Genomic DNA, 24,398 nt, shown 5'->3' on the forward strand with positions numbered 1-24,398 from the left:
AATACTGCCGCCTCTCGGGGCGGCATTTTTTTGTCTCAGACCAGATAGAGCGCAAAAATCACTGCGGAAAAACCCACCAGTACCATAGTGAACCCGCGCAGCCAGCTTTGGCTGTTCTCCAAATCCAAGTAGTGTTTCAGGATCACGCGAGCTTTGATCAACGCCAACAACACGATACCGCCAGCAATGACTGCGGTTGGCGCGCCAATCAGAGTAAGCAGCGCAGATCCGGCGCTGAGGGCCAACAGCCCAAGCCACGCTTGGGTCAGGGGGCTCAGCGACCTCTGGCGAGAATTTTTGGCCAAAGATGAAGGTTGGACCATCTGTTTTATCCCAGCAGATAGATCACTGGGAACAGCATGATCCAGATCAGGTCGACCATATGCCAGAATTGCGCGCCAGCTTCTATGTTGCCAGGGTCATCACGCCACGCCACCAGCAACAGAATTCCAACCCCGGCTAGTACGTGCGCAGCATGAAAGCCGGTCAGCAAGTAATAAAACAGAAAGAATGGGTGCGTTTCGTAACCAATCCCCTGGGACGCCTTGTCGGCATACTCCGTACCCTTAATGATCAGGAACACGACACCCAGAAGCGCGGCAAGGATCAACGCCAAACGGGCCAGCGAACGCTGCATGTTTCGCCTCCATTGCAACGCCTGTGCAGCCAGATAGCCAGATGTCACCAAAACCGCTGTGTTCAATGCCGCGCCGGTGCGATGCAGATGCGACTGCGCCTCTGCAAAACCAGCCGGATCGGTCAGGCGCACGCCCAGGAAGGCGATCATCCCCGCGCCAAAAACCAGCAGCTCCGAAATGATGAGAACCCACATCAGGAACTCGCCCGGTAGTTCGTCGATCAGAGAGGCATCACTCATGCGCCGACCAACTGGCGGTAGATTTGCGGCAGCGCCATGGTCAGGCGATGCGGATCAGGAATGACCGCGAAACCACCCTGCCCGAACATCCGCGGAAACCAGCTTTTGCCTGTTCTATCGATGGTGACGCCGAACACTGACTGTCCGGCGCGACGCGCCTCACGGACGGCCATGCAGGTGTCTTCGATGCCGTGGCGCCCCTCGTAGTGATCCAGATCGTTTGGTTTACCGTCCGTTATGACCAGCAGCAATCGGCGCTTGCGGGACTGGCTTGCCAGGTCTGCTGAACAGTGCCGGATTGCCGCGCCCAACCTTGTGTAATGTCCGGGGCGCAGCGACGCGATGCGCTGTTCAACTTTGGTTCCCATCTGCTCGTCAAACCGTTTGCAACACTGCACATAGACGCGCTGACGCTTGAGGGAACTAAACGCATGAATGGCGAAATCGTCACCACACGCGTTCAGGCCCCAGGCCAATGCGGCCAGCGCCTCGCGTTCGATATCGATCACGGCGCGACCAGTGACGGCGCTTTCAGTCGAGCGGCTGACGTCCAGCAGGATCGAGACCGCCAGATCACGGGCCTCGGGACGAGATTGCATCCAGACGCGTTCCGTCCCTTCACCATTTGCGCAGCGGTCAACCTGCGCCCGAACGGCGGCTTCCACATCCAGCTGGTCTCCGTCCAGATGGCCCCGCGTCATCACACGCCCCGGGCGCAGCGCCTCGAATTGGCGCTTGACGGCACGAATGCGGCGTGCAGTTGCCGGATCCTTGCCAAACTCGGCGGCATCGTCGCGGATATCGGCATCCGAAAGCAGAACGTTCACATGATCCGGCAGATACTGACCCGTCCGCACATCCCATTCGGGATATAGAATGCGACCTGACAGACGTTCGCGGTTGACGTCCTCGGGCGCCAAATCAAGGTGAAGCTTCAACTTGGTAGGTGGCGCTTTTGAAATCTGGCCAAGACCGATCTCTTCCTGATCGTCAGCCGCCTTCTTGGCGTTGTCGGGATCGTCGTCATCGATGCGACGGTTGATATTCAGGAATTCGGCCCAGCTAAGGATGGCTTCGAACTTGTGCAGAATGAAACTGTCGCTGCGCTCGGCCTGATCTGATTTGCGGCGCCGGGCGCGGTGTGTCTTTTCGCCGGATTCCTCTGGCGGGCCTTCAGTATCGGGGTTTTCAACCTCGTTGTGTTCCGAGAACCCAACTGCCCGCAATTCCGGCCACAGGGGAACCGGGCGCATCGGCTGATAGCCGCGCGGAGCGATCAGGTCGTCGTCAAGTGCCAGAAGTTGCTCGGCCTGATCCGACAAGGGTTTGGGATCGCCCAGCATATGACGGATCAGTTCTTCGACCGCAGCCTCGGCAGGCGGCAGACTGGGGATGTCGCGCTGATACAGCACGCCCTTGCAAAGCTCAGTATAAAGCGGACGCAAGCCAGGCGCTTCGTCCAGAGTCGCCTCGACCATGTGCCGAGCGGCAATCAAGGCACGCAGGTCGGCAAGCAGTGGATCGTCTTCATCAATTCGGGTTCCGGCATGGGCAGCGGCGGCGGCCAACCAGACATAGAGCGCGCCATTAGCTTCGCGCGCCGGGAATACGGCCAGACGGTCGGGCAGGCGCAAAACCTCTCCATCAAACGAGGCGCGCGACATCAATTCCACTTCGGTTGCAAGTTTGCGGCGCCAACTCAGGCGGTGACGCGAAACCTCGGGTGAGACCGGGCGCAATTCAACGCCCGGACTACCCCCGAGCCCCCGAAAGAGGACTGCCAGCCGCCCCGCGACCTCAGAAAGGTCGACCGCGGCTCCTACATGCACCTGGGGTGCATCGAGGCGGCTGGCAAGGGTGTGCCACAGTTTCCCGATCGTTTCTTCGGGTTCCCATGGCTCAAAGTCGATCCTGACCATCGCCGGCCTCACCCAAAGACGGCGGTGACAAGATCGAGGAGCCCGCGTTTGATATCCTCGTCATCGGTGAGAGGTTCGATCATGGCGGCAAGGATGGCGCGGTCGGTGGACATGCCCTGCGCGATCAGCGTCGCAGCATAGACGACCAGCCGGGTGGATACACCTTCCTCGAGGTCCTGACCCTTGAGCCCCCGCAACTTGCCCGCCAGCCGCACCAGCGGCTTGCAGCGTTCCAGCGGCAGGCCGCTTTCCTCCGCGACCACCTCGGCCTCCAACTCGGGCGAGGGAAAGTCGAATTCCAACGAGATGAACCGTTGCCGGGTCGAGGGTTTGAGGGTTTTCAGGATGTTCTGGTAGCCGGGGTTGTACGAAGCCACCAGCATGAAACCGGGCGCGGCCTCAAGTTCTTCGCCGGTTCGGTCGATCGGCAAGATGCGCCGGTCGTCGGTCAGCGGGTGCAGAACAACAGTGACGTCCTTGCGGGCTTCGACAACCTCGTCAAGATAGCAGATCGCGCCTTCGCGCACCGCGCGGGTCAGGGGGCCATCGACCCAAACGGTTTCTCCGCCCTTCAGTAAATAGCGTCCGATCAGGTCGGCGGCGGCGAGATCGTCGTGGCACGCCACGGTATAGAGCGGGCGGCCAAGTTTCGCAGCCATATGGGCTACAAACCGGGTCTTGCCGCAGCCCGTCGGTCCTTTCAGCAAGACCGGCAGGTCGTTGTTGTAGGCGGCGGTGAACACATCGCATTCATCACCTTGGGCGAGGTAGAAGGGGGCGTTTGCCGCCCCCTCTTTCAGGTTCATGGAGCCATCCATATCCATCACTCCGCAGGGGTTTCGGCTGCGCCGGGTTCAATGACCTCTTTCCGGGGAACCCAGATCGAGTAGATGAACAGCAACGCTCCAAGAACCACGACCACACCGGAGCCAAGACGCATCCAGTAGAAGATCGCAATTTGGTCTTGCACGTCCATGAAGTAGTCACCGACCACACGCTGCATGTGCGTCTGTACGGTTCCACCGAAGGTCAGGACGAAGGTCATGAAGACCATACCGCTGGTCATCAGCCAGAACGAACCCATATTCAGAACCTGATTATAGGGATCACGGTTCTTGAGGATCGGCATCGCATAGCTGAAGATCGCCAGGTTGAGGCAGACATAGGCACCGTAGAAGGCCAGGTGACCGTGCGCGGCGGTGATCTGCGTGCCGTGGGTATAGTAGTTCACCCCGTGCAGCGTGTGCAGGAAGCCCCATACCCCAGCACCAAAGAAGGCAAGCGTAGCACAGCCAAGCGACCACAAAAGCGCGGCTTTGTTGGGGTGGTCACGGCGGCCCTTCCAAACCATGACGAAGGCAAAGGCCATCATCGCGAAGAACGGGATCACTTCGAGGCTTGAGAAGATCGAACCGATCCACTGCCAGTATGCAGGCGTACCGATCCAGTAGTAGTGGTGGCCGGTGCCGAGGATGCCCGAGAACAGCGCGGCGGCGACGATGACATAGAGCCATTTTTCGACCACCTCACGGTCAACACCGGTCAGCTTCAGCATCAGGTAGGCCAGGATCGAGGCCATGATCAGCTCCCACACACCTTCGACCCACAGGTGGACGACATACCACCAGTATTGCTTGTCCAGCGACAGGTTGCCCGGGTTGTAGAAGGCAAACAGGAATAGCAGCGCCAGACCCCAAAGGCCCAGCAGCAGGATATTTGTGATCGCGGTTTTCTTACCTTTCAGCACTGTCATCGACACGTTGTAAAGGAAGATCAGCGCGGCCACGACGATGCCGGCCTTGACCCATTTGGGCTGCTCAAGGAACTCGCGCCCCTCCTTGCCCAGCAGCCAGTTGCCTTCGAACAGGTTGAAGACGTAGGTCACAACCACGCCCAACGTCCCGACCACAAGGATGATCAGCTGCAGGTAAGCCAGCTTGGGCGAATGTATCTCGCGCTCGGCCTCTTCCGGGATCAGGAAATAGGCGGCCCCGAAAAAGCCCAGAATAAGCCAGACGATCAGAGAGTTGGTGTGCAGCATCCGCACGATGTTGAACGGCAGAAGCTCACTCAGGAAATTGGGGAATACATAGATGAAACCGGCCAGAAGGCCGCCAATCACCTGTATCGCGAACAACGCCATGGCTACCGCAAAGTAGGCATAGGCGATTTTTTGGGATTCGTATTTCATTGCTCCGTTCCCTTTCTCAGCCTGCCTCGTTGGGCGGCCAGCCCTGTGCGTCGATATTGTCCGTCCAGATCAGGAAGTTGGTCAGGTCACGGATTTCTTCGTCGCTGAGGTTGAAATTGGGCATTTGTCGACGACCGGGAATGCCGGTCGGTTGTGCTTCCATCCAGCCCTTAAGGGATTCAAAGGCTGATTCCGGGTCGTCCAGCACGCCCCAGCGTGTCATCACGTTGCCGACTTCGGGGGCAAAGTAGGCCCCTTCACCCAGAATCGAATGACAGTTCACACAGGCGTGTTTTTCCCAGACATGTTTACCCCGAACCACACTATCATCGAGTTTCGCGGCATTTTCGGAATTGACGATATACCAGTGGGAGTGGGCCGAAAGGGCCAAAAAGATGAGAATGAAGAACAGTGACCCGCCATAAAAAATATTGCGGGCCATGCTCTTTGTCATGACGTCTCGCATCGCGCTCTCCTTTGCGCAGATTAGCTAGTGAGAGCAACATGCCGGGCGGGAGCCGGCGATGCCTTAACGAAAGTCAAGGCCTGTCACGAGATCAACCGGACGGTTCAGAATTGAGCGATTTGGACCCGCTGATCGTCAGGAGAAAAAGACCTGCCAATCAATTTGCGAACAGCATTTCTTTTTGAGTGTTCTCTCCATTGTATGGCCTTTAAATTGACGCAAGTTTTTGCCAAGCAGTATGAAAGGAAGGAGAGTCATCGCACTTTCCTTACTGTGGGTAAGATTTCCGGTGCCTCGGTAGCGCCAATGGTTAAAAGGTACGAGTATGGCAAACTATTCCTATATTGGTTACGCCCCCGGGGTCATTACGGTCGATTTTAATTTTGGCCCCGACTTCATTACGCTTGACCCCAATTTCGATCCCGCAACAGACCGTCGTGTATTTGATGTCACCGATGCAGCTGGCGGAACGATCCTGAACGGGGCGAACCCTCTGCCCGATACTGGCACTGTGTTCAATGGTGACCGCTTCAATAACGAAAACGGTGACGACGCCACGCAAACTGGTGTGGTGACCAACCTGAACGGATCGACTACTTTTGCCAACGGAGACATCTACCTTGAAGAATCCTACTCCCTGACCAATCCAGCGGGCGGGACGATTGACGTGTTTCGGGTCGAAGTTGAAGGCACATTGGTTGGCTACATCACGTCCGAGCCTCTGGTTCCGGGTCTGACCTATACATTCCAAGCTTCGAACGTTACTCCGACCAACGCCCCTGACACTACGGATCCCTCCGCGATTGTCGATGTACCGTGCTTTGTGGCGGGAACACGGATCATGGCCCCGACCGGTCCAACACCAGTCGAGGATCTGAAAGTTGGCGATGTCGTTTTGACCGCAGACAATGGGCCGCAACACATACGTTGGATTGGCACGCGACATCTGGACCAAGCGGCGCTTCGCACCCGTCTGAGGCTGAAGCCCATCCGGATCGAGGCCGGTTCACTGGGCGATCAGTTGCCCCAGCGCGATCTGTTCGTGTCACCGCAACACCGTATGCTGGTCCGGTCCCCGATTGCCGTCAGAATGTTCGACGCCGAAGAAGTTCTTGTTCCTGCACACATTCTTGTGGGCGTTCCTGGCATTTCGGTCGCCGAGGACACTTGTGCGGTGACCTATGTCCATCTTTTGTTCGACCGTCATGAAATCATCTATGCAGAAGGCGCACCTTCCGAAAGCCTGCTCACCGGCGCGCAGACCCTGTCCAGTGTTCACCCTGACGCACGGTCAGAAATTCTTGAACTGTTCCCTGAATTGGGTCAGCGCAATTACGTTCCGCCAGCCGCACGACGGATACCGGATAAAGGGAAACGTGCCCGTGCGCTGATCCGTCGCCATATCAAAAACGAGCGGCCTCTGATCGCTGGAAGATAAGTTCAGTCTGAATAAGCTTCAGGTTTGTTTCACGGCACGGGGGCCCGTGAGGGCAGGCCACATGGCAAACAGGTACAGTCCTGTTGCGGCGATCCAAAACCCGTCTGCGGTCAGCATCGCTGTCATGTAACCTCCCGCCAGTCCGGACCCCAGCCAACGCACAAGCGCAGCACCCGCCATCAAGCCATAGGCAATCGCCATGGGCTTTGGCGCGACAAGGGGACGACCGCTGTGGCCCAAAGCGGCGCGGCTCATGACGGCAAGGGTCATGCCGCCAACGCAACCGATGCCCAGAACGTGGAGCGCGCTGATCTCATTTCCCATTCCAATGGCTGCCAACCCCCAAAGAATCAGACCCAAGGCCAGCATCCCGAGGCCCAGATGCAGGGCGATCAGGATCGGTTGACGCAAAGCCCATCCGGTTCTCCAACGCGCCATGCGCATCATTTGAACACCACCCATCGCCAGGGCAACGCTTCCCGCAAGAGGCCCAACATCAAGTGCAAGCACAAGCAGGGGCAGCAGCAGTGCCAGAATCATCGTCGCCCTGTCCAACCAGGCCACAGATACTGGCCACGATGCTTCGGGTTGACCAGCTCTCTTCATTGCATTGCGGGTAAAAGCTGGCGTAATCCGGCCGCCCAGGATCGCAATCATCGAACACAAGGTCAAAAGCCCGACCCGGATGCCGGTGTTCAGTGTATCCACCGTGCCCCCCATCCATTCCAAGTGAACCATTACATTCGAGGCCAGAAGCAAAACCAGAAGATACAGAAACACCACATTCTGAGGCTTGGGCCGACGGACCAGTTGACTGGCAATCTTCAGCGCCAGAATGGGAACAAAACTCAGGTCCACGATCGCGACGACCATGGGTGACAACGCTCCGGAAAACCAGACCGTCAGGCGCCCTGCCATCCAGATCAATGCGACTAGCGTGATAAAACGGGCCCGCGCCTCGGGCGCACCAGTCCAGTTCGGAACGGCGGTCAGAAAGAAGCCACCCAGAGCGGCCGTTGCATATCCAAAAATCATCTCATGAGCGTGCCACATGACCGGGGGCATGGCGTAGCTTTGTTCCATGTAAGGCATCAGCCCGTCCAGCGACGCCAACCACACGCCCCACGCGACCCCTGCAAACACACCATAAAGACCCGCCGAGAGGAAAAAGACCCGGAACCCTTCACTGAAAACACGTGCGATTACAGCTGTCATGCCTGCTCTCCATAGCTTTTCCCGCCGTTGAGCAATGTGTAGTTCCTTCACGACGCGGCGCCCTTAACCGAAATCAAGACAAGGCTTAAAGATGCGATAAAAACACAAGATTTATTGAGGGGTCTTGACCTGAGTTTTCTGCCCAAAGTGCCCAGACTTCGCCCTTCCCGTTGACTTTGGTCAAGGATGACATCCTCGTGATGTTTCACTCTCGGCGGTGCCTCACCACGCATATGGAGAGTGATCATGTCACTTGGAATCAGCTACAACAAAACCGGCCGCGCCTTCGGGGTCGGATTGGCAATGTTGTTGGGCAGCGTCGCTGCTCCGACATTCGCCGAAGAGCCAACATTAAGCGATGAAGCCTTTGAGGCTTCCAAGCAGCTTTACTTTGAACAATGCGCAGGTTGTCACGGCGTTCTGCGTAAAGGCGCTACAGGCAAAAGCCTTGAACCGCATTGGAAAAAGACCGCGGCCGACGGTACCGTAACCGAAGGCGGCACCCTGCAATTGGGCCAGGAACGTCTTGAGAAGATCATCGCCTGGGGGACCGAGGGCGGTATGAACAACTTCTCGGACATCATGACCGAGCAGGAAATCAAGGATATGGCGACCTATATCCAGATGGAGGCCCCAAAGCCGCCGGAAATGTCGCTGGAACAGATGATGGCGACCCGCAAGGTCTATGTCGAGGAAGAGGATTATCCGACCGAGCCCCTTCATGGCCGCAACTGGGAAAACTTCTTTGTCGTCATCGAACGTGACGTGGGCAAGGTGGCCGTGATCGACGGTGACACCAAAGAGGTGCTGACCCATATCCCGACCGGTTATGCGGTGCACGTTCTGAAAGCATCCGAGCACCATGCGCTGGAAGAGCCGGAACAGCCCGGACGTTTCTGGTACACCATGGGACGCGACGGCAAGATGACCAAGATCGACCTTTGGCAGACGCCGGACAAGATGTTGGTTTCCGAGGTCAAGATTGCCTATGACGCGCGCGACGTTGCCGTATCCGGCGATGGCAAATATGTCATCGGTGGGGGCTACTGGCCGCCGCACTTTGCAATCGTTGATGCCCAGACCATGGAACCGGTCAAGGTCGTTTCGACCCGCGGTGTGAACGTCGACGGTGACTATGTGGAAGAGGCCCGCGTGGCCGCGATCTATACCACTCCGAACGAGCCCACCTGGATTGTCGCGGTGAAAGAGCTGGGGCAACTGTGGCAGGTCGATTATACCGATCTGGACAATCTGCGGATCGATAAGATCGACAGCGCCAAATTCCTGCATGACGGGTTCTTTGACCCGACAGGCCGGTATTTCCAGATCGCCGCAAACGCGTCGAACAAGATGGTGGTTGTCGATACCGAAACCCACAAGCTTGAGGCGATGATCGACACAGCCGCATTGCCGCACCCAGGTCCGGGGGCCAACTGGGTTGACCCGAACTGTGGCCCGGTTGCTGGTACGACCCACCTTGGCGTTGGCACCGTGACAGTCTGGGGTAACGACCCCGAGAACCGTCCGGACGATGCCTGGAAGGTCTGCTACGAAGTGGAAACCGACGGCCCCGGCCTGTTTGTCCGCACCCACCCGAATTCGGATTACATCTGGGCTGACCAGACCAAGCATCCCGAACCGGAAGTGCAGCAATCCGTGCAGGTCATCTCGAAAGAGACCGGCGAGATCGTGAAAACGATCCAGATTACCGAGGACGAAGGCAGCGCCGCTGTTCACTTCGAATTCAATGCTGACGGTACCGAGGTCTGGGTTTCCAAATGGAACTTGTCGGACTCGAAAGAACCCAATGGTCAGATCGTGATCTTCGACGCCAAGACGCTGGAAGAAATTGGTCGCATCGAAGGGCTGTATGCCCCGACCGGCAAGTTCAACGTCTACAACCGTTCGAACCACGTCACCTGACGCGTTCGCAACCATCACCGGAAAGGGCGGGCCCCTCGCCCGCCCTTTCCTCGTTTGAGACATCAGCCAAACTCACCGGCCTGCCACCCAAGGCCAGACAAGACAGCCAAAACGGAGCCCGGATATGACCTCCGAACCGGATAAGAAAAAACCGATCTGGCGCCGGTATTTCCTGTGGGGAATGCCTGTGGCCGGTATCGCCGCGGCCTTTGCCGCCGGCATCATCTTCTGGGGCGGGTTCAACACTGCCATGGAAGCCACCAACACCAAGGATTTCTGTATCTCGTGCCATGAGATGCGCGATTTCGTCTATGAGGAATATACCGGCACGATCCACGATGTGAACCGCTCGGGCGTGGGCGCTGTCTGTTCCGACTGCCACGTGCCCAAGGACTGGACGCACAAGATGATCCGCAAGATCAAGGCGTCGAAAGAGCTCTATGGCAAGATGGTCGGTACCATCAACACCCGCGAAAAGTTCGAGGCCAAGCGTGTGCATCTGGCGATGAACGAGTGGGAACGGATGAAGGCGACCGACTCGCGCGAATGCCGCAACTGCCACGACTTTGAGTCGATGATGCCCGAGTTCCAGAAACCCCGCGCCCGTCAGCAGCACCTGAACGCGATGGAGATCGGCCAGACCTGTATCGACTGTCATAAGGGGATCGCCCACTCGGACGCCCGCGACCGGGCCGAAGAAGAATATCTGGAACAGCTTGAGGCCCCGAACCCGGCCTTTATCCGCCCGATTCCGCCCGAATACATGGCCAGTCTTGAGCGGATCGAAGCTAAGGAAGCTGCAGAAGCCGAGGCGGAAAAAGCAGCCAAGAAAGCTCAGCAGGAGGCGGTCCAGGCACAAATCGCAGCAGCAGTTGACGCGGCTGTGGCCGAAGAGCGCGCCAATACCTCTGGCGATGCTGCCGCAGCGCCCGCAGGTGGTGGTGGCAATGTCGGTTCAGATATCGACTGGAATGCCGTCGCCGCTGCGGATCTGAAACTGTTCTACCCCGGTCAGGCCTCGTTCGAATGGGTGCAGAATGGTAAATTCCACGGTGGGGCGCGTCCTCTGACCAAAGGTGGAGATCAGTGTACAACCTGCCACGCCAAGGAACTGGACACGATCGGCAACAAGATCGTTGCTGGTGGCGAACTGGAGCCAACACCGATCCCCGGCAAGCGCGGTATCATCGACGCAACCGTTCAGGCGGCCCATGACGACGAGAACCTGTACATTCGTCTTCAATGGCCTGATGCGGGTCACAACCCTGCCCCGTTCGTCGATGGCGGCAAGATGGATCCAGACAACCAGATCAAGGTTGCCATGATGATCACCGGCACCGGTATCGAGCTGGGCGATCAGGTGGGTTGCTGGGCCTCGTGCCACGCTGACAACACGTATATGCCTTTTGCGCCCGAAGCGGATGCGATTGCTGCAAACGCAGAAGTTGCCGGTCGCCTCAGCACACAGGACAGCGTAACCAAATACATCAGCGAAAGTCGCACGGATGTTGAGGTCAAAGGCCGCCGTGGCAAAGCTCTGGGTGGCTGGGACAAGTTGCAGGCCGCAGAACAGATCGAGCAGTATCTGGCCGACGGCACCTATCTTGATCTGATGCGTGTCTACGCTGACGGCAGCGCCACCAACGGCTATCTGCTAGAGCAGCGCGTGGTCAATGATGGTGAAATCGCCGCGTCGGCTGAACTGTCCGGCGGCATGTGGACCGTGGTCTTTACCCGCCCACTGAACTCAGGGACGCCCGGTGATGTGCCGCTGGAAGCAGGCCAGACCTATACCGTCGGCTTTGCCATCCACGACGACTTCGCTGCTGCAAGGTTCCACCACGTGACGCTGAACACCAGCCTGGCACTGGATGACGACAGCGCGTTCATCAACGTGGTCAAACAATAACGGTTCGGGGCCGGTTCATCCGGCCCCACCATTTTGGAAAGGAGACACGGACCATGAAACCCCAACGCCTTCTTCCTGTGCTGTTGCTTCTGGCCGCGCCCGCTTGGTCAGATGAGGCTGCTGAGCTGTGCGCCGAGGCAGAAGAGCGCTATGTCGAGCTGTTCGGTCAGCCTTCGTCCGCTGTCGAGGACGCTGAAGTGGTACTGATGTACAAATACAATTTCTGCCCGTTCGAGTTGACGGTAAAGGTAGGCACAACTGTCCGGTGGGTGAACGTCGACAAACGCACCAGCCACTCGGTTCTATTGAAGGACGGCAGCGAGCCTGAAAGTGATCGGCTGTTCCCAGAAGAATCTGTTGAATTGACCTTCCTCGCGCCCGGCCCACAAGACTATCTGTGCGGCCCCCATTGGGAGACGCAGAACATGTTCGGAATGATCACAGTCGAACCCTGAAGCCAGATACAATACAGGCAAGAAGAAGGAGCGCGGAGGCAAATCCCGCGCTCCTTAACTTATGTCAAGGAGGTTGGTTTTGGATTGGGCCAATCTGCGTTCATGACACGCCCGGCTCACCCAGCAACGTCATGCAAACGCAACGGATCTGCATGGGACACCGGGTTACGAAGACCTTCAGACCAAGCGAGTTTGCACATGAGCGGTAAGGTATTTCTGATTGGCGCAGGCCCCGGCGATCCCGAACTGATGACCCTGCGCGCACTGCGGATGCTGCAAGAAGCGGACGTAGTGGTTTATGACAGGCTGGTGTCAGCCGACATTCTGAATTTACACGCGGAAGGCGCACGGCTGATCCCTGTCGGCAAAGCCCCCAAATGCCACACCGTTCCGCAGGACCGCATCAACGAAATACTGCTCGAAGAGGCCAGCGCTGGTCACACGGTTGCACGGCTGAAAGGCGGCGACCCCATGATCTTTGGTCGCGGCTCGGAAGAGGCTGCTTACCTGATGGCCCGCAGTGTTGCTGTCGAGTACGCACCGGGCATTACGGCAGCCCAGGGGGCGTCTTGTTCGACGGGTGTGCCGCTGACCCATCGCGGGCTGGCAACCTCGGTTCAATATGTCACCGGGCACAGGCAGGCCGACAAAGTGCTGGATCTGGACTGGAAACGTCTTGCCGATCCGGACTCGACATTGGTGGTTTATATGGGCGTTGCCAATATCGGTCAGATCGCCATGGGACTGATGACCGAAAACCTGCCGGGCTCGACACCGGTTCTGGCAGTGGGCAAGGCCACAACACCTGATGAGCGTCGTCTTGTGTCACGGCTTGACCAACTGGCCACGGATGTGCGCACAGCCGAGCTGAAGGCGCCGACGCTGTTTATCATTGGCAAGGTGGTTTCGCTCTATGCCGAACGGCCTTTGACCGAGCTTCTGGAACAGGCCCATGGCTAAGCTGGGCAGAAGAGACCGAGGGATTGACCCAACACGTGCCGGCAGATCGCCGGGGCGGTCGGGGTGGGCTGGGCGAACCTGCCTGACCATTGCGGTTCTGGCCGCGACCTCCGCCTTCGCGGCTGATGTCATCGACCCCGACACCCTGAAAAGACTTGTGCATCAGGATTGCGGTTCCTGTCACGGCTTGTCCCTGAAGGGCGGCCTTGGTCCTGACCTGCGCAGTGAAACACTGGGCCACTACGACGCGGATGTTTTGACCAGCGTCATCCTTGACGGCATCCCTGACACCGCGATGCCCCCATGGCGGCCTCTGATCAGTGAAGAAGAAGCCGAGTGGATCGCCCGTTACCTGCTGGAACAGGAGTCACAATGAAACACTTCATCCTTGGCCTTGCAGCCACATTGATGATGTCCACAGCTCAGGCTGAACCAACCGCGACAGGCGATCTTGGCCTCGTCATCGAACGCGCCAAGGGCTCGGTTCTGCTGGTGGATCAATCCGACCGTGCAGCTCTGGCCCGGATTGAGGGGTTGGGCGATCTGTCTCATGCATCTCTAGTCTATTCGCCCGATGAACGGTTTGCCTATGTGTTTGGCCGCGACGGAGGACTGACCAAGATCGACATCGTGACCCGTCAGGTCGTGAACCGCGTCGTGCAGGCCGGAAACGCCATTGGAGGAGCGATTTCGGACGATGGTAAGCTTGTGGCTGTTTCGAACTATGAACCCGGTGGCGTGCGCGTCTTTGATGCGGACACTCTGGAGATAGTCGCTGACATCCCAACCGATAGCAAAACCATCGGCCTGGTCGATGCACCGGGTCGGCGGTTCGTTTTCACGATGTGGGACACTGGGGAAACCTGGATAGCCGATTTCGCACAGGGCGCACCAGAGATCACCAAAATCCCGGACATGGGCAAGAACCCCTATGACGCGCTGATTACCGCCAATGGCCGCACCTATATCACCGGCCTGTTTGGCGAGGACGGCCTGACCGCGCTTGATCTGTGGTCCGAATCCCCCGAACCGATCCGCGTTCTGCCCGATTACGGGCGTGGGCAGGAAGAAATGCCGGTCTACAAGATGCCCCATCTGGAAGGCTGGGCGTTGACCGGGAGCGAGTTTGTTCTGCCCGCCGTTGGCCATCACGAGGTTCTCTGGATCGACGCGGAAACCTTGACCGAAACCGGGCGCACCAAAACCCATGGCCAGCCGGTTTTCGCCATGGCACGTCCCGACGGGCGGCAGGTTTGGGTGAATTTCGCCCACCCGTTGAACGATACGATTCAGGTGATCGACAGCGTCAGCAAAGAGATCATCCACGAATTCAAACCCGGCCCGGCCGTATTGCACATGGAGTTCACGCCGCGCGGGCATGAGGTCTGGATCAGCGTGCGCGACGCCAACAAGGTCATGGTCTACGACACGCATAGCTTTGAAAAACTGCGCGAGATCGATGCAGACAGCCCGTCCGGCATTTTCTTCACTGCTCGCGCCCACAGAACAGGGCTGTAACCGATGCGACATATTACGGACCCGATCGACCGCCGTCTGCTGGACGAGTTTCAACGCGATTTTCCAGTTGCTGAGAGACCATTTAAGGTGTTGGGTAACGCTCTCGGGCTGGACGAGGCCGAAGTCATCCATCGCCTGTCCCGGATGCGCGCCACAGGCCGCATTACACGGGTTGGTGCAACCATCACGCCCGGCGCGGTGACGGCCAGCACCTTGGCTGCCGTGTCGGCTCCGGAAGATCGATTGGAGGAGGTCGCCGCCCAGATCGATGCTGAACCCGGTGTGAACCACAATTATCAACGTGAAGACGCGTGGAACCTGTGGTTTGTCGCGACCGGGCCGGATCGCGCGCATGTCAACAATACCCTTGCGCGGATCAGTCGATCCACCGGATTGCAAGTGCTGGACTTGCGGCTGGTGCGTCCTTTCAACGTGGATCTTGGGTTTCGCATGACTGGAGGCACCAAAAACGTGCCCACAGCGCGAAAGGTCGATGCATCTGTCATGCGCGAGGGCGATCGTTGCCTGCTGCAGTCTCTGAGTTCCGGGCTATCTTTGGTCTCAGAACCCTACGCCGCTCTGGCTCGTTCGCTGAAACGGGATGTCATCGACGTGATGGAGCGGGTCGAAGCCTTGCATGCCGCCGGAATAATCTCGCGGCTCGGCGTCATCGTGCGTCACCGAGCGCTTGGCTGGTCGGCCAATGCGATGGTGGTCTGGGATCTGCCGGCAGAGCGAATCGACACCGCTGGTCCCGCTTTGGCCGCCTACCCAGGGGTGACTTTGTGCTATGAGCGTAATCCGGTGCCCGATGTCTGGCCATATCGCCTGTATTCCATGATCCATGCCAGAACCCGAAGCGAGGCCTTGGAAACATTGGCGGGTGCGATTGCACTGACCGAACTGGCCGGAGCACGGCACAAGGTTCTCTTCTCAACCCGCTGTTTCAAGCAGACCGGAGCGCTGATTCAGGCCAAGGAGGCTGCCGCATGACGCTGGACCAAATGGATCGGGCGATCCTGAATCGCGTGCAAGATGATCTGCCACTGACCTCGCATCCTTTCGCAACCGTGGCCGCAGAGCTGGGCCTGTCCGAGGCGGAATTGCTGACGCGTCTGAGCCGCATGAAAGAAGGCCGCGTCATCACACGCTTCGGTCCATTTTTCGACGCCGCGGCCATGGGTGGGGCTTTCTGCCTTTGTGCGATGGCCGTTCCAGCCAAAGATTTCAAAACCGTCCTGACCAAAGTCAATGCACATCCCGAGGTGGCACATAATTATGAACGTACGCACCGGCTGAACATGTGGTTCGTGCTGGCCACCGAAACACCCGAGGGGATCGAGGCCGCCGCCGATGCCATCGAACGGGAAACGGGGATCTGCGTTCTACGTTTCCCCAAACTTCAGGAATTCTTTATCGGCTTTCGGGTAGCGGCATGATCGACGCAACAGACAGACAGATTATCGAGGCGCTGCAGGGGGGCTTACCCCTGACCCCGGCCCCGTATGTTCAGGTTGCCCACGAGCTGGGGCTGCAGGAAGATGATTTGCTTGAGAGACTGTCATCCCTCAAAGCGCGCGGGGTGATCCGACGGATCGCCGCAGCCCCCAACCACTATAAGCTGGGCATGACATCGAACGGCATGACCGTCTGGGATGTACAGGATGACCTGATCGGCGAACTGGGCGCTCATATCGGGGCCCTGCCCTTCGTCACCCATTGTTATGAACGGCCTCGCGCTCTGCCCGACTGGCCCTACAACCTGTTCGCCATGGTCCACGGCCAGTCGCGCGACGAGGTCGAAGACAAACGCGGCCAGATCGCCGCGATTCTGGGATCGGCCTGCCGGGGCAGCGACATCCTCTATTCCACGCGCATCCTGAAAAAGACCGGGCTGCGCCTGAGACAGAAAGGTTGATACATGTTCCGCCTGACCGAATACATGCATCAGCTGGTCAAACCGACTCCGGTGCGCAAACGTCGCCCCGGCGCGGTAAAGCCGGTTGTGATCTGGAATTTGACGCGGCGCTGTAACCTGAAGTGCCGCCATTGCTACACCGTCTCGGCGGATGTCGCGTTCCCGGGTGAGCTCAGCCATGAGCAAGCCATGGTAACCCTTGAGGATCTGGGCCAATTTCGCGTCCCGGCCTTGATCCTCTCGGGTGGGGAACCGTTGGATCGGTTCGATTTCTTCGACATCGCAAAACGGGCCCGTGATCTGGTGCCAATGCTGGCCTTGTCGACCAACGGCACCCGGATCTACGACGAAACGGCCGATATGATAGCGGATGTCGGATTCAACTACGTCGGCATCTCGCTGGACGGGATTGGAGCGACGAATGACTGGTTCCGTGGCGTCGAGGGCGCTTTTGCTGACGCCCTGCGCGGCGTGCGCGAATGCAAAAAGCGCGGTATCAAGGTCGGCCTGCGGTTCTGCCTGACCGAAGGCACGCAACATCACTTGCCTGACTTGCTGGCATTGTGTGACGATGAAGGTGTCGACAAGTTCTACCTGTCTCACCTTGTTTATGCGGGGCGCGGCGACAAGAACCGGGGTGAAGACGCTGAACATCAGCGCACCCGCAAGGGTCTGGACCTGTTGCTGGAACGCGCCTGGGAAGCCGCATCGGGCGGTCGTCCGTTGGATATCGTGACGGGGAACAATGACGCCGACGCGGGATATTTTCTGAACTGGATTCGCGCGCATTTCGACGCCGAAAAAGCGGCACATGTGCGCGAGCACCTGGCCGCGTGGGGCGGAAACTCGAGTGGTTTGGGTGTCGCCAATATCGACAATCTTGGCCGGGTCCACCCGGACACCTATTGGTCCGATTACACAGTCGGCAACGTAAAGACCAAATCGTTTTCCGAACTCTGGACCAGCGATGATCCGATGCTTGCCATGCTCCGCACCCGCCCACGCCCGCTGAAGGGGCGCTGTGGAGCCTGCGAACTCAAGGACGTGTGCGGCGGCAATACCCGCATCCGCGCCTTGCAATTGACCGGTGATCCATGGGCCGAGGATCCAGCCTGTTACCTGACCAACCAGGAAATCGGTGTGGATACCGCAGGTGAGCGCCTTCAGGTCACACCGTTCCGGGGGAAAAGCCATGATCCGGCGCATCAGTTCTTTTAAGACACTCACGGTCAGCACATTATGGTCCGTACTTCTGGCAGGAACCGCATGGGCGGATGCCCCGTCGGACTACGCTGAACATTGTGCTTCATGCCACGGCGAAAACCGTCTGGGCGGAGTTGGCCCCGCGCTGATCCCGGAAACACTCAAGCGCATGCGGGGTCCGCGGGTAGCTGCCGTGATTGCCGAAGGTCGCACGGCGACACAAATGCCCGCATTCTCGCACGACCTGGATGCTCTGCAGATCGAGGAACTGGCAGGCTGGTTGAAATCGCCGTTGGAATCAGACCCGGAATGGGACGAGGCTGAGATTATGGCCAGCCGGACGCTGGACGAGGAATATGTGCCAGTGGATACACCCGTCTGGAACAGCGACCCGATGAACATCACGCTGGTCGTCGAGACCGGGGATCACCATGTCAGCGTTCTGGACGGGGATACGTTCGAAGTACTGGACCGGTTCGAAACTCCTTTCGCCGTTCATGGCGGACCGAAATTCAGCCCGGATGGGCGTTACGTCTTCATCATGTCCCGCGACGGGTGGGTTCAGAAGTACGACATTTGGGCACTGAAACAGGTGGGCCGTGTACGTGCCGGCCTGAACAGCCGCAATATCGCCATGTCCGGCGATGGCAAATGGGTGGCTGTGGCGAACTACCTGCCCAACAGCTTGACAGTGTTGTCCACTGAAGACCTTTCAGTCGCAAAGGTCATCGAGGTCAAAAGCAAGAAGGGCCTGCCCAGCCGCGTTTCCGCTGTCTACCAGGCCCCTCCGCGGGAAAGCTTTGTTCTGGCGCTGAAGGATGTGCCCGAGATTTGGGAAGTGTTCTATGGCGCCAATCCCCCGCAATCCGGGCTTGGTCATGATTTCCGCATCGAAGGCCAGTTCAAGAACCCCGACCCCTTCCCGGTGCGCAAGATCACTACGCCTGACTACCTTGACGATTTCTTCTTCGACCAGAGTTATGAATATGTCATGGGAGCGTCCCGCGATGGCAAGGGCGGACAAGTGATTGATCTGGTGATCGGGCACAAGGTGGCCGATCTGGATTTGCCCGGAATGCCACATCTGGGCTCGGGGATCACATGGAAACACGGCGATACGACCGTGATGGCCACGCCGCACCTGACAGACGGCGCCGTGTCGGTGATCGACATGGAAAGCTGGGAAACCGTCAAACGGATCAAGACCGAGGGCCCCGGGTTCTTCATGCGCAGCCATGAGAATTCGCCTTATGTCTGGGCCGACGTTTTCTTCGGCCCCAACAAGGACGCAATGCATGTCATCGACAAGCAAAGCCTTGAAATCGTAAAGACCCTGCGCCCCGCTCCCGGAAAAACCGTGGCCCATGTCGAGTTTACCAGGGATGGCAGCCACGCACTGGTTTCGATCTGGGAAGATGACGGCGCCGTAATCGTCTATGACGCGCAGACGCTGGAAGAGGTCCGCCGCCTGCCGATGCGCAAACCTTCGGGGAAATACAATGTCTGGAACAAGATCACCTTCTCCGAAGGAACCAGCCACTGAGGGGAAATGGCCGGTTTGGAAACTGGCCATTCTGCTGTATCCGGCCACGGCGTTAACCGTGGCCATCAACCTGTTTTTGCTCGGCCTTATCCTGCACAGCGTCGGGTTCGGTGCAATCGAACCGGTTCCGGCAATCCTCTGGTCGATTCCGCTGGGCATTCCTGCGGCATGGTTGGCCGGTCGGTGGGTGCGCGGATTGATGGACGAGGCCGACGGGTAGGTGCAATTTGTCAGGCACCTGACCTAAGTCAAGTCTCCGCCTGAGAGAATCCCGTAGGGTTCGGGAAAGCTTGCCGAGTTGGATTCTCAATGCCTGCCTTCCGCCCTCCGCACAACCTGTTTGATCGCGTGTCCCGCGCTGTGTGCGGTTTGGTGGGCATATTCCTTTTGCTTATGCAAATGCTTGGCCCGGTGCTGGCGAGTCCCGGGGACAGCATGTGGATTGAGATCTGCTCGGAGGCAGGGGCGGTCTGGGTTGAAGTGGATCTTGAAGAAGGCTCCGATGACCCGACTGCGCCCTGTCCGAAATGCGCCGACTGTGCGCTATGCGCGGTAACCACGGCAGCGCCGCTGCCCGACCCGTCGCTGCTGGCACACGCCGGAAATGTACAGATTGCACCCTCTGCAAACAGGGAACCGTGCGCTTTGTACAACTCGAAACGATTGTGGCCCGAAACCCGAGGGCCCCCGTTTGCGACCCAAGAAGAATCTGAACGCGCCCTGCGCGCGTCCATGGCGTCCACCCTGAATATCGGAGGTGCGCCGTGGTCGTAAGTCGCGCAATCCATTTCCTGCTGGCTTTCACCCTGTCCTGCCTGATGGCGATCAGCGCCCATGCCGACAGCCTGGCCAGTTTCCTGCCCGACATTGAACCTGCCGATCTGGCCCCCGGCGCCGATGCATTTGGTCCGGTACGGGACGACGTGAAAGTCGCCCCTGTACTGAAGGGCGGCGAGACCATTGCCTGGGCATTCCTGACCTCTGACTTTGTCGGCACGACCGGTTATTCCGGCAAACCCATCCACGTGGTTGCCTCCATCGATGAAGATGCGGTGCTGACCGGGGTACAACTGGTCAAGCATTCGGAACCCATCGTTCTGATCGGCATCCCAAATTCCCGCATGGTTGAGCTGACAGAAGGCTACGCCGGGCTCGACCTGAAGGTTGAAGCCGAGACCGGGGGCGAGGGGCACGACCTCGATATCATCTCAGGCGCGACCGTCACGATCATGGTGATCGACGACAGCCTTGTGCGGGGCGGCATCAAGGTGGCGCGTGCACTGGGTTTGGGGGGCTTGTCCCCGTTGCAGGCTGATGGGCCAAAGCGCGAAATCGATATGGCGCAGAATGCGGTCCATGACTGGTCGACCCTGTCGGGTGACGGCTCGATCCGGCGGTTGACGCTGGATGTCGGGCAGGTCAATGCCGCCTTCGAGGCCACCGGCGACCAGCGCGCGATCAAACGCCCCGAGCCGGGCGAACCGGATGACACCTTCATCGACATGCATATGGCGCTTGTCTCGGTTCCGTCGATCGGCAAATCACTGCTAGGCGACGCCGAATATCAGAATCTGACCGAGTGGCTGGACGAAGGTGAACAGGCCATTCTGGTGCTGGGGCGTGGGGCTTACAGCTTCAAGGGTTCAGGCTATGTGCGCGGCGGAATTTTCGACCGGATTCAGCTTATTCAGGGCGACAATTCGGTGCGGTTCTTTGACAAGCAGCAAGAGCGTCTGGGCAAGGTTGCGGCCCCGGATGCGCCCAGCTTCACCGAACTGGATATCTTCAAGATCCCTGCCGAGGCCGAGTTTGACCCCGCCGAGCCGTTCCGCCTGCAATTGCTGGTGCAACGGGCCGTGGGCGCGGTTGAGAAGACGTTCCTGACCTTCGATCTAGGCTACAAACTGCCCGAGCAATACCTGCTGCCCGTCACTGCCCCTGCGGTCGTAGACGATGCCACGGGCGAAGCCGCGGCCAAAGCCGCACTTTGGAAGCGCATCTGGAAGGACCGCACGGTCGAGATCGCCGTGCTCGGCATCATGCTGCTGGTTCTGACGGCGACGTTCTTCTTCCAGTTCCACGCGACGATGAATGCACGGGTCTTCTACTGGTTCCGCATTGGATACCTGACCATGACCCTGTTCTTCATTGGCTGGTACGCCAATGCACAGCTGAGCGTCGTGAACCTAATGGCATTGGCGGGCAGCCTGCGGACCGGCTTCTCATGGGATGCGTTCCTGCTGGATCCACTGGTCTTCATCCAATGGTTTGCCGTCGCCGCCGCGTTGCTATTCTGGGGCCGTGGTGCCTACTGCGGCTGGCTGTGTCCATTCGGCGCGCTGCAGGAGCTGACCAACAAGATCGCGCGGGCCTTACGTGTCCCGCAATGGACGCTGCCTTGGGGCCTGAACGAACGCCTCTGGCCCGCAAAATACATGATCTTCCTCGGATTGTTCGGCCTCAGCTTCGTCTCGATCCCGCTGGCCGAGACTTATGCCGAGATCGAACCCTTCAAGACGGCAATCATTCTGAAATTCATGCGGGACTGGCCCTTCGTGGTCTTTGCGCTGACCCTGCTGGGGATCGGGCTGTTCATCGAACGGTTCTACTGCCGCTACCTCTGCCCGCTGGGCGGAGCGCTGGCCATCCCCGCCCGAATTCGCATGTTCGACTGGCTGCGCCGCTACAAGGATTGCGGCACTCCCTGTCAAACCTGCGCCAACGAATGCCCCGTTCAGGCCATCCACCCCACCGGTGAGATCAATCCGAACGAGTGCGTCACCTGCCTGCATTGTCAGGTGCTCTACCAGTCCGAGGACAAATGTCCCGTCGTTATCCGCCAGCTCAAGCGGCGGGCCAAGACAGGGTCGGTCGATCTCAAGACCCCACTCGGACAACCACCGGCGAACCATCCGAACGCCAAACCGAAAACCGTTTCCTAAAGGAGGAACGATCATGTCGGAACATGACAACAAACTGAACATCACACGTCGCGGGATGCTGGGCGCAACCGCAACCGGCGCCGTGCTGGCCGGGACCGGTCTGGGTTCGACCCTGATGACCGCAAAACAGGCCAGCGCCGCCGCCAATGCCAATCTGCAGCCCGGCGAACTGGACGAGTATTACGGCTTCTGGTCCTCGGGTCAGACCGGTGAACTGCGTATCCTGGGCTTCCCTTCCATGCGCGAGCTGATGCGGGTGCCGGTCTTCAACCGCTGCTCGGCCACCGGTTGGGGTCAGACCAACGAGTCACTGAAGATCATGACCGAAGGGTTGCTGCCTGAAACCAAGGAGTTTCTCGCCAAGCGTGGCATGAAAACTTATGACAACGGCGACCTTCACCACCCGCATATGTCGTTCACCGACGGCACCTATGACGGCCGTTACCTGTTCATGAACGACAAGGCCAACACCCGCGTCGCCCGTGTGCGCTGTGACGTGATGAAATGCGACAAGATCACCGAGATCCCGAACGCCAAGGCGATCCACGGTCTACGTCCGCAGAAATTCCCGCGCACCGGCTATGTCTTTGCCAATGGTGAAGATGAAACGCCGCTGGTCAACGATGGCAGCGTGCTGGACGATCCGTCGCAATACGTGAACATCTTCACCGCGCTGGACGGCGACACCATGGAAGTGGCATGGCAGGTGATCGTGTCGGGCAACCTCGACAACACCGACTGTGACTATCAGGGTAAATACGCCTACTCGACCTCGTACAACTCGGAAATGGGTATGAACCTGGCCGAGATGACCGAGAACGAGCTGGACCACGTCGTTGTCTTTAACCTCGCGGAAATCGAAGCGGGTATCGAAGCCGGTGACTATCAGGAGCTGAAAGGCGTCAAGGTTCTGGACGGCCGTAAGGGTCAGAACAAGAACTACACCCGCTACATTCCGATCCCGAACTCGCCGCACGGTATCAACACCGCACCTGACGGCAAGCACGTCTGCATCAACGGTAAGCTGTCGCCGACCGTTTCGATCATGGACGTGACCAAGCTGGACGCCCTGTTCGAAAGCGATGCCGACCCGCGGTCCTGCATCGTGGGTGAGCCGCAGCTGGGTCTTGGTCCGCTTCACACCGCCTACGACGGTCAGGGCAACGCGTTCACCACGCTGTTCCTGGACAGCCAGATCGTGAAGTGGAACATCGAAAAGGCAATCGAAGCTTACGGTGGCGCCGATGTGGACCCGATCATCTCGAAGGTCGACGTGCACTATCAGCCGGGCCACAACTCGACCTCCATGGGTGAAACCAAGGACGCCGACGGCAAATGGCTGATTTCGATGAACAAGTTCTCGAAAGACCGCTTCCTGAACGTTGGCCCGCTGAAGCCCGAGAACGAGCAGCTGATCGACATCTCGTCGGATGAGATGAAGGTGGTCCACGATGGCCCGACCTTTGCCGAACCGCATGACTCGATCATCGTTCGCAGCGACATCGTCAACCCGGTCAACGTCTGGGATCGCGCCGATGTCACCTGGGAAGACGCCCGCAAACAGGCCGAAGCCGATGGCGTCGATCTGGAAGAAGGCGCCGAGGAACCGATCCGGGATGGCAACAAGGTGCGGGTCTACATGACTTCGCAAGCCCCGACCTTCAGCCTCGAGAAGTTCACCGTCAAACAGGGCGACGAAGTGACGGTTTACATCACCAACCTCGATGACGTGGACGACGTGACCCACGGCTTCTGCCTGGGCAACTACGGTATCGCTATGGAAGTGGCGCCGCTGGCCACCGCCTCGGTCACCTTCACTGCCGACCGTCCGGGCGTGCACTGGTTCTACTGCCAGTGGTTCTGCCATGCGCTGCACATGGAAATGCGCGGTCGGATGCTGGTCGAACCGCAAGGAGCCTGA

23 protein-coding genes are annotated in these 24,398 nt (G+C 58.7%); 16 read left to right on the forward strand and 7 right to left on the reverse strand.

Features of this window, described 5'->3' with window-relative positions:
• Positions 1-35: 35 nt before the first annotated feature.
• The 6 genes from AC2FFA_RS10475 to AC2FFA_RS10500 are packed head-to-tail and all read right to left on the reverse strand — an operon-like array spanning position 36 to position 5,453.
• Complete coding sequence (locus AC2FFA_RS10475; RefSeq protein WP_117873444.1) at positions 36-323, reverse strand: cytochrome C oxidase subunit IV family protein; 288 nt, start codon at positions 321-323, stop codon at positions 36-38.
• Between the two features lie 5 nt (positions 324-328).
• Positions 329-877 carry a cytochrome c oxidase subunit 3 gene (locus AC2FFA_RS10480; RefSeq protein ID WP_496670854.1) on the reverse strand — a complete coding sequence of 183 codons (549 nt, stop codon included), beginning with the start codon at positions 875-877 and terminating at the stop codon, positions 329-331.
• A complete protein-coding gene (locus AC2FFA_RS10485) occupies positions 874-2,796 on the reverse strand; it encodes a nitric oxide reductase activation protein NorD (RefSeq protein WP_496851630.1) in 1,923 nt (640 codons plus the stop codon). Before AC2FFA_RS10485 ends, AC2FFA_RS10480 begins: the two co-directional genes overlap by 4 nt.
• 8 nt (positions 2,797-2,804) lie before the next feature.
• Complete coding sequence (locus AC2FFA_RS10490; protein WP_371415314.1) at positions 2,805-3,614, reverse strand: CbbQ/NirQ/NorQ/GpvN family protein; 810 nt, start codon at positions 3,612-3,614, stop codon at positions 2,805-2,807.
• Between the two features lie 5 nt (positions 3,615-3,619).
• Positions 3,620-4,987: a cbb3-type cytochrome c oxidase subunit I gene (locus AC2FFA_RS10495; RefSeq protein WP_171169762.1), complete on the reverse strand. Its 1,368-nt coding sequence runs from the start codon at positions 4,985-4,987 to the stop codon at positions 3,620-3,622.
• 16 nt (positions 4,988-5,003) lie between these two features.
• Complete coding sequence (locus AC2FFA_RS10500; protein ID WP_117873455.1) at positions 5,004-5,453, reverse strand: c-type cytochrome; 450 nt, start codon at positions 5,451-5,453, stop codon at positions 5,004-5,006.
• A 325-nt stretch (positions 5,454-5,778) separates the two neighbouring features.
• Here AC2FFA_RS10500 and AC2FFA_RS10505 point away from each other — a divergent pair, with 325 nt between their 5' ends.
• Positions 5,779-6,891 (forward strand): Hint domain-containing protein, encoded by a 1,113-nt coding sequence (locus AC2FFA_RS10505; RefSeq protein ID WP_496851633.1) that lies wholly within the window; start codon positions 5,779-5,781, stop codon positions 6,889-6,891.
• A gap of 18 nt (positions 6,892-6,909) precedes the next feature.
• On the opposite strand, the gene AC2FFA_RS10510 is transcribed toward AC2FFA_RS10505, so the two are convergent.
• A complete protein-coding gene (locus tag AC2FFA_RS10510) occupies positions 6,910-8,106 on the reverse strand; it encodes an NnrS family protein (RefSeq protein ID WP_496851635.1) in 1,197 nt (398 codons plus the stop codon).
• A 246-nt stretch (positions 8,107-8,352) separates the two neighbouring features.
• Here AC2FFA_RS10510 and AC2FFA_RS10515 point away from each other — a divergent pair, with 246 nt between their 5' ends.
• The 15 genes from AC2FFA_RS10515 (at position 8,353) to nosZ (ending at position 24,398) form a co-directional block, all read left to right on the forward strand.
• Positions 8,353-10,029: a cytochrome D1 domain-containing protein gene (locus AC2FFA_RS10515; protein ID WP_496670869.1), complete on the forward strand. Its 1,677-nt coding sequence runs from the start codon at positions 8,353-8,355 to the stop codon at positions 10,027-10,029.
• Positions 10,030-10,153: 124 nt separating this feature from the next.
• Entirely contained in the window at positions 10,154-11,938 is a 1,785-nt protein-coding gene (locus tag AC2FFA_RS10520) for a NapC/NirT family cytochrome c (protein ID WP_496851638.1), read from the forward strand.
• Between the two features lie 53 nt (positions 11,939-11,991).
• Complete coding sequence (locus tag AC2FFA_RS10525; protein WP_496851640.1) at positions 11,992-12,393, forward strand: cupredoxin domain-containing protein; 402 nt, start codon at positions 11,992-11,994, stop codon at positions 12,391-12,393.
• 198 nt (positions 12,394-12,591) lie between these two features.
• The gene (cobA, locus tag AC2FFA_RS10530; protein WP_496851642.1) at positions 12,592-13,353 is read left to right on the forward strand and encodes a uroporphyrinogen-III C-methyltransferase; all 762 of its coding nucleotides are present in this window, start codon (positions 12,592-12,594) and stop codon (positions 13,351-13,353) included.
• Positions 13,346-13,729, forward strand: coding sequence for a c-type cytochrome (locus tag AC2FFA_RS10535; protein WP_366140763.1), 384 nt, complete (start codon positions 13,346-13,348; stop codon positions 13,727-13,729). The genes cobA and AC2FFA_RS10535 overlap by 8 nt, the downstream gene beginning before the upstream one ends.
• Complete coding sequence (locus AC2FFA_RS10540) at positions 13,726-14,871, forward strand: cytochrome D1 domain-containing protein (RefSeq protein ID WP_496851644.1); 1,146 nt, start codon at positions 13,726-13,728, stop codon at positions 14,869-14,871. The genes AC2FFA_RS10535 and AC2FFA_RS10540 overlap by 4 nt, the downstream gene beginning before the upstream one ends.
• A gap of 3 nt (positions 14,872-14,874) precedes the next feature.
• Positions 14,875-15,864, forward strand: coding sequence for a siroheme decarboxylase subunit beta (ahbB, locus tag AC2FFA_RS10545; RefSeq protein WP_496851646.1), 990 nt, complete (start codon positions 14,875-14,877; stop codon positions 15,862-15,864).
• Positions 15,861-16,310 (forward strand): Lrp/AsnC family transcriptional regulator, encoded by a 450-nt coding sequence (locus AC2FFA_RS10550; protein ID WP_496851647.1) that lies wholly within the window; start codon positions 15,861-15,863, stop codon positions 16,308-16,310. The genes ahbB (AC2FFA_RS10545) and AC2FFA_RS10550 overlap by 4 nt, the downstream gene beginning before the upstream one ends.
• A complete protein-coding gene (gene ahbB / locus AC2FFA_RS10555) occupies positions 16,307-16,789 on the forward strand; it encodes a siroheme decarboxylase subunit beta (RefSeq protein WP_117873478.1) in 483 nt (160 codons plus the stop codon). The genes AC2FFA_RS10550 and ahbB (AC2FFA_RS10555) overlap by 4 nt, the downstream gene beginning before the upstream one ends.
• 3 nt (positions 16,790-16,792) lie before the next feature.
• The gene (nirJ, locus tag AC2FFA_RS10560; RefSeq protein WP_299898312.1) at positions 16,793-18,007 is read left to right on the forward strand and encodes a heme d1 biosynthesis radical SAM protein NirJ; all 1,215 of its coding nucleotides are present in this window, start codon (positions 16,793-16,795) and stop codon (positions 18,005-18,007) included.
• Complete coding sequence (locus AC2FFA_RS10565) at positions 17,982-19,535, forward strand: nitrite reductase (protein WP_299898314.1); 1,554 nt, start codon at positions 17,982-17,984, stop codon at positions 19,533-19,535. Before nirJ ends, AC2FFA_RS10565 begins: the two co-directional genes overlap by 26 nt.
• Entirely contained in the window at positions 19,492-19,755 is a 264-nt protein-coding gene (locus tag AC2FFA_RS10570) for a hypothetical protein (protein WP_496851648.1), read from the forward strand. The genes AC2FFA_RS10565 and AC2FFA_RS10570 overlap by 44 nt, the downstream gene beginning before the upstream one ends.
• Before the next feature lie 89 nt (positions 19,756-19,844).
• On the forward strand, positions 19,845-20,309 hold the full coding sequence (locus AC2FFA_RS10575; protein ID WP_496851649.1) for a DUF2946 family protein: 465 nt from the start codon (positions 19,845-19,847) through the stop codon (positions 20,307-20,309).
• A gap of 44 nt (positions 20,310-20,353) precedes the next feature.
• The gene (locus tag AC2FFA_RS10580) at positions 20,354-22,477 is read left to right on the forward strand and encodes a 4Fe-4S binding protein (protein ID WP_496851677.1); all 2,124 of its coding nucleotides are present in this window, start codon (positions 20,354-20,356) and stop codon (positions 22,475-22,477) included.
• 13 nt (positions 22,478-22,490) lie between these two features.
• Entirely contained in the window at positions 22,491-24,398 is a 1,908-nt protein-coding gene (gene nosZ / locus AC2FFA_RS10585) for a TAT-dependent nitrous-oxide reductase (protein ID WP_496851650.1), read from the forward strand.

This window comes from Ruegeria sp. YTSB088 (assembly GCF_059609825.1).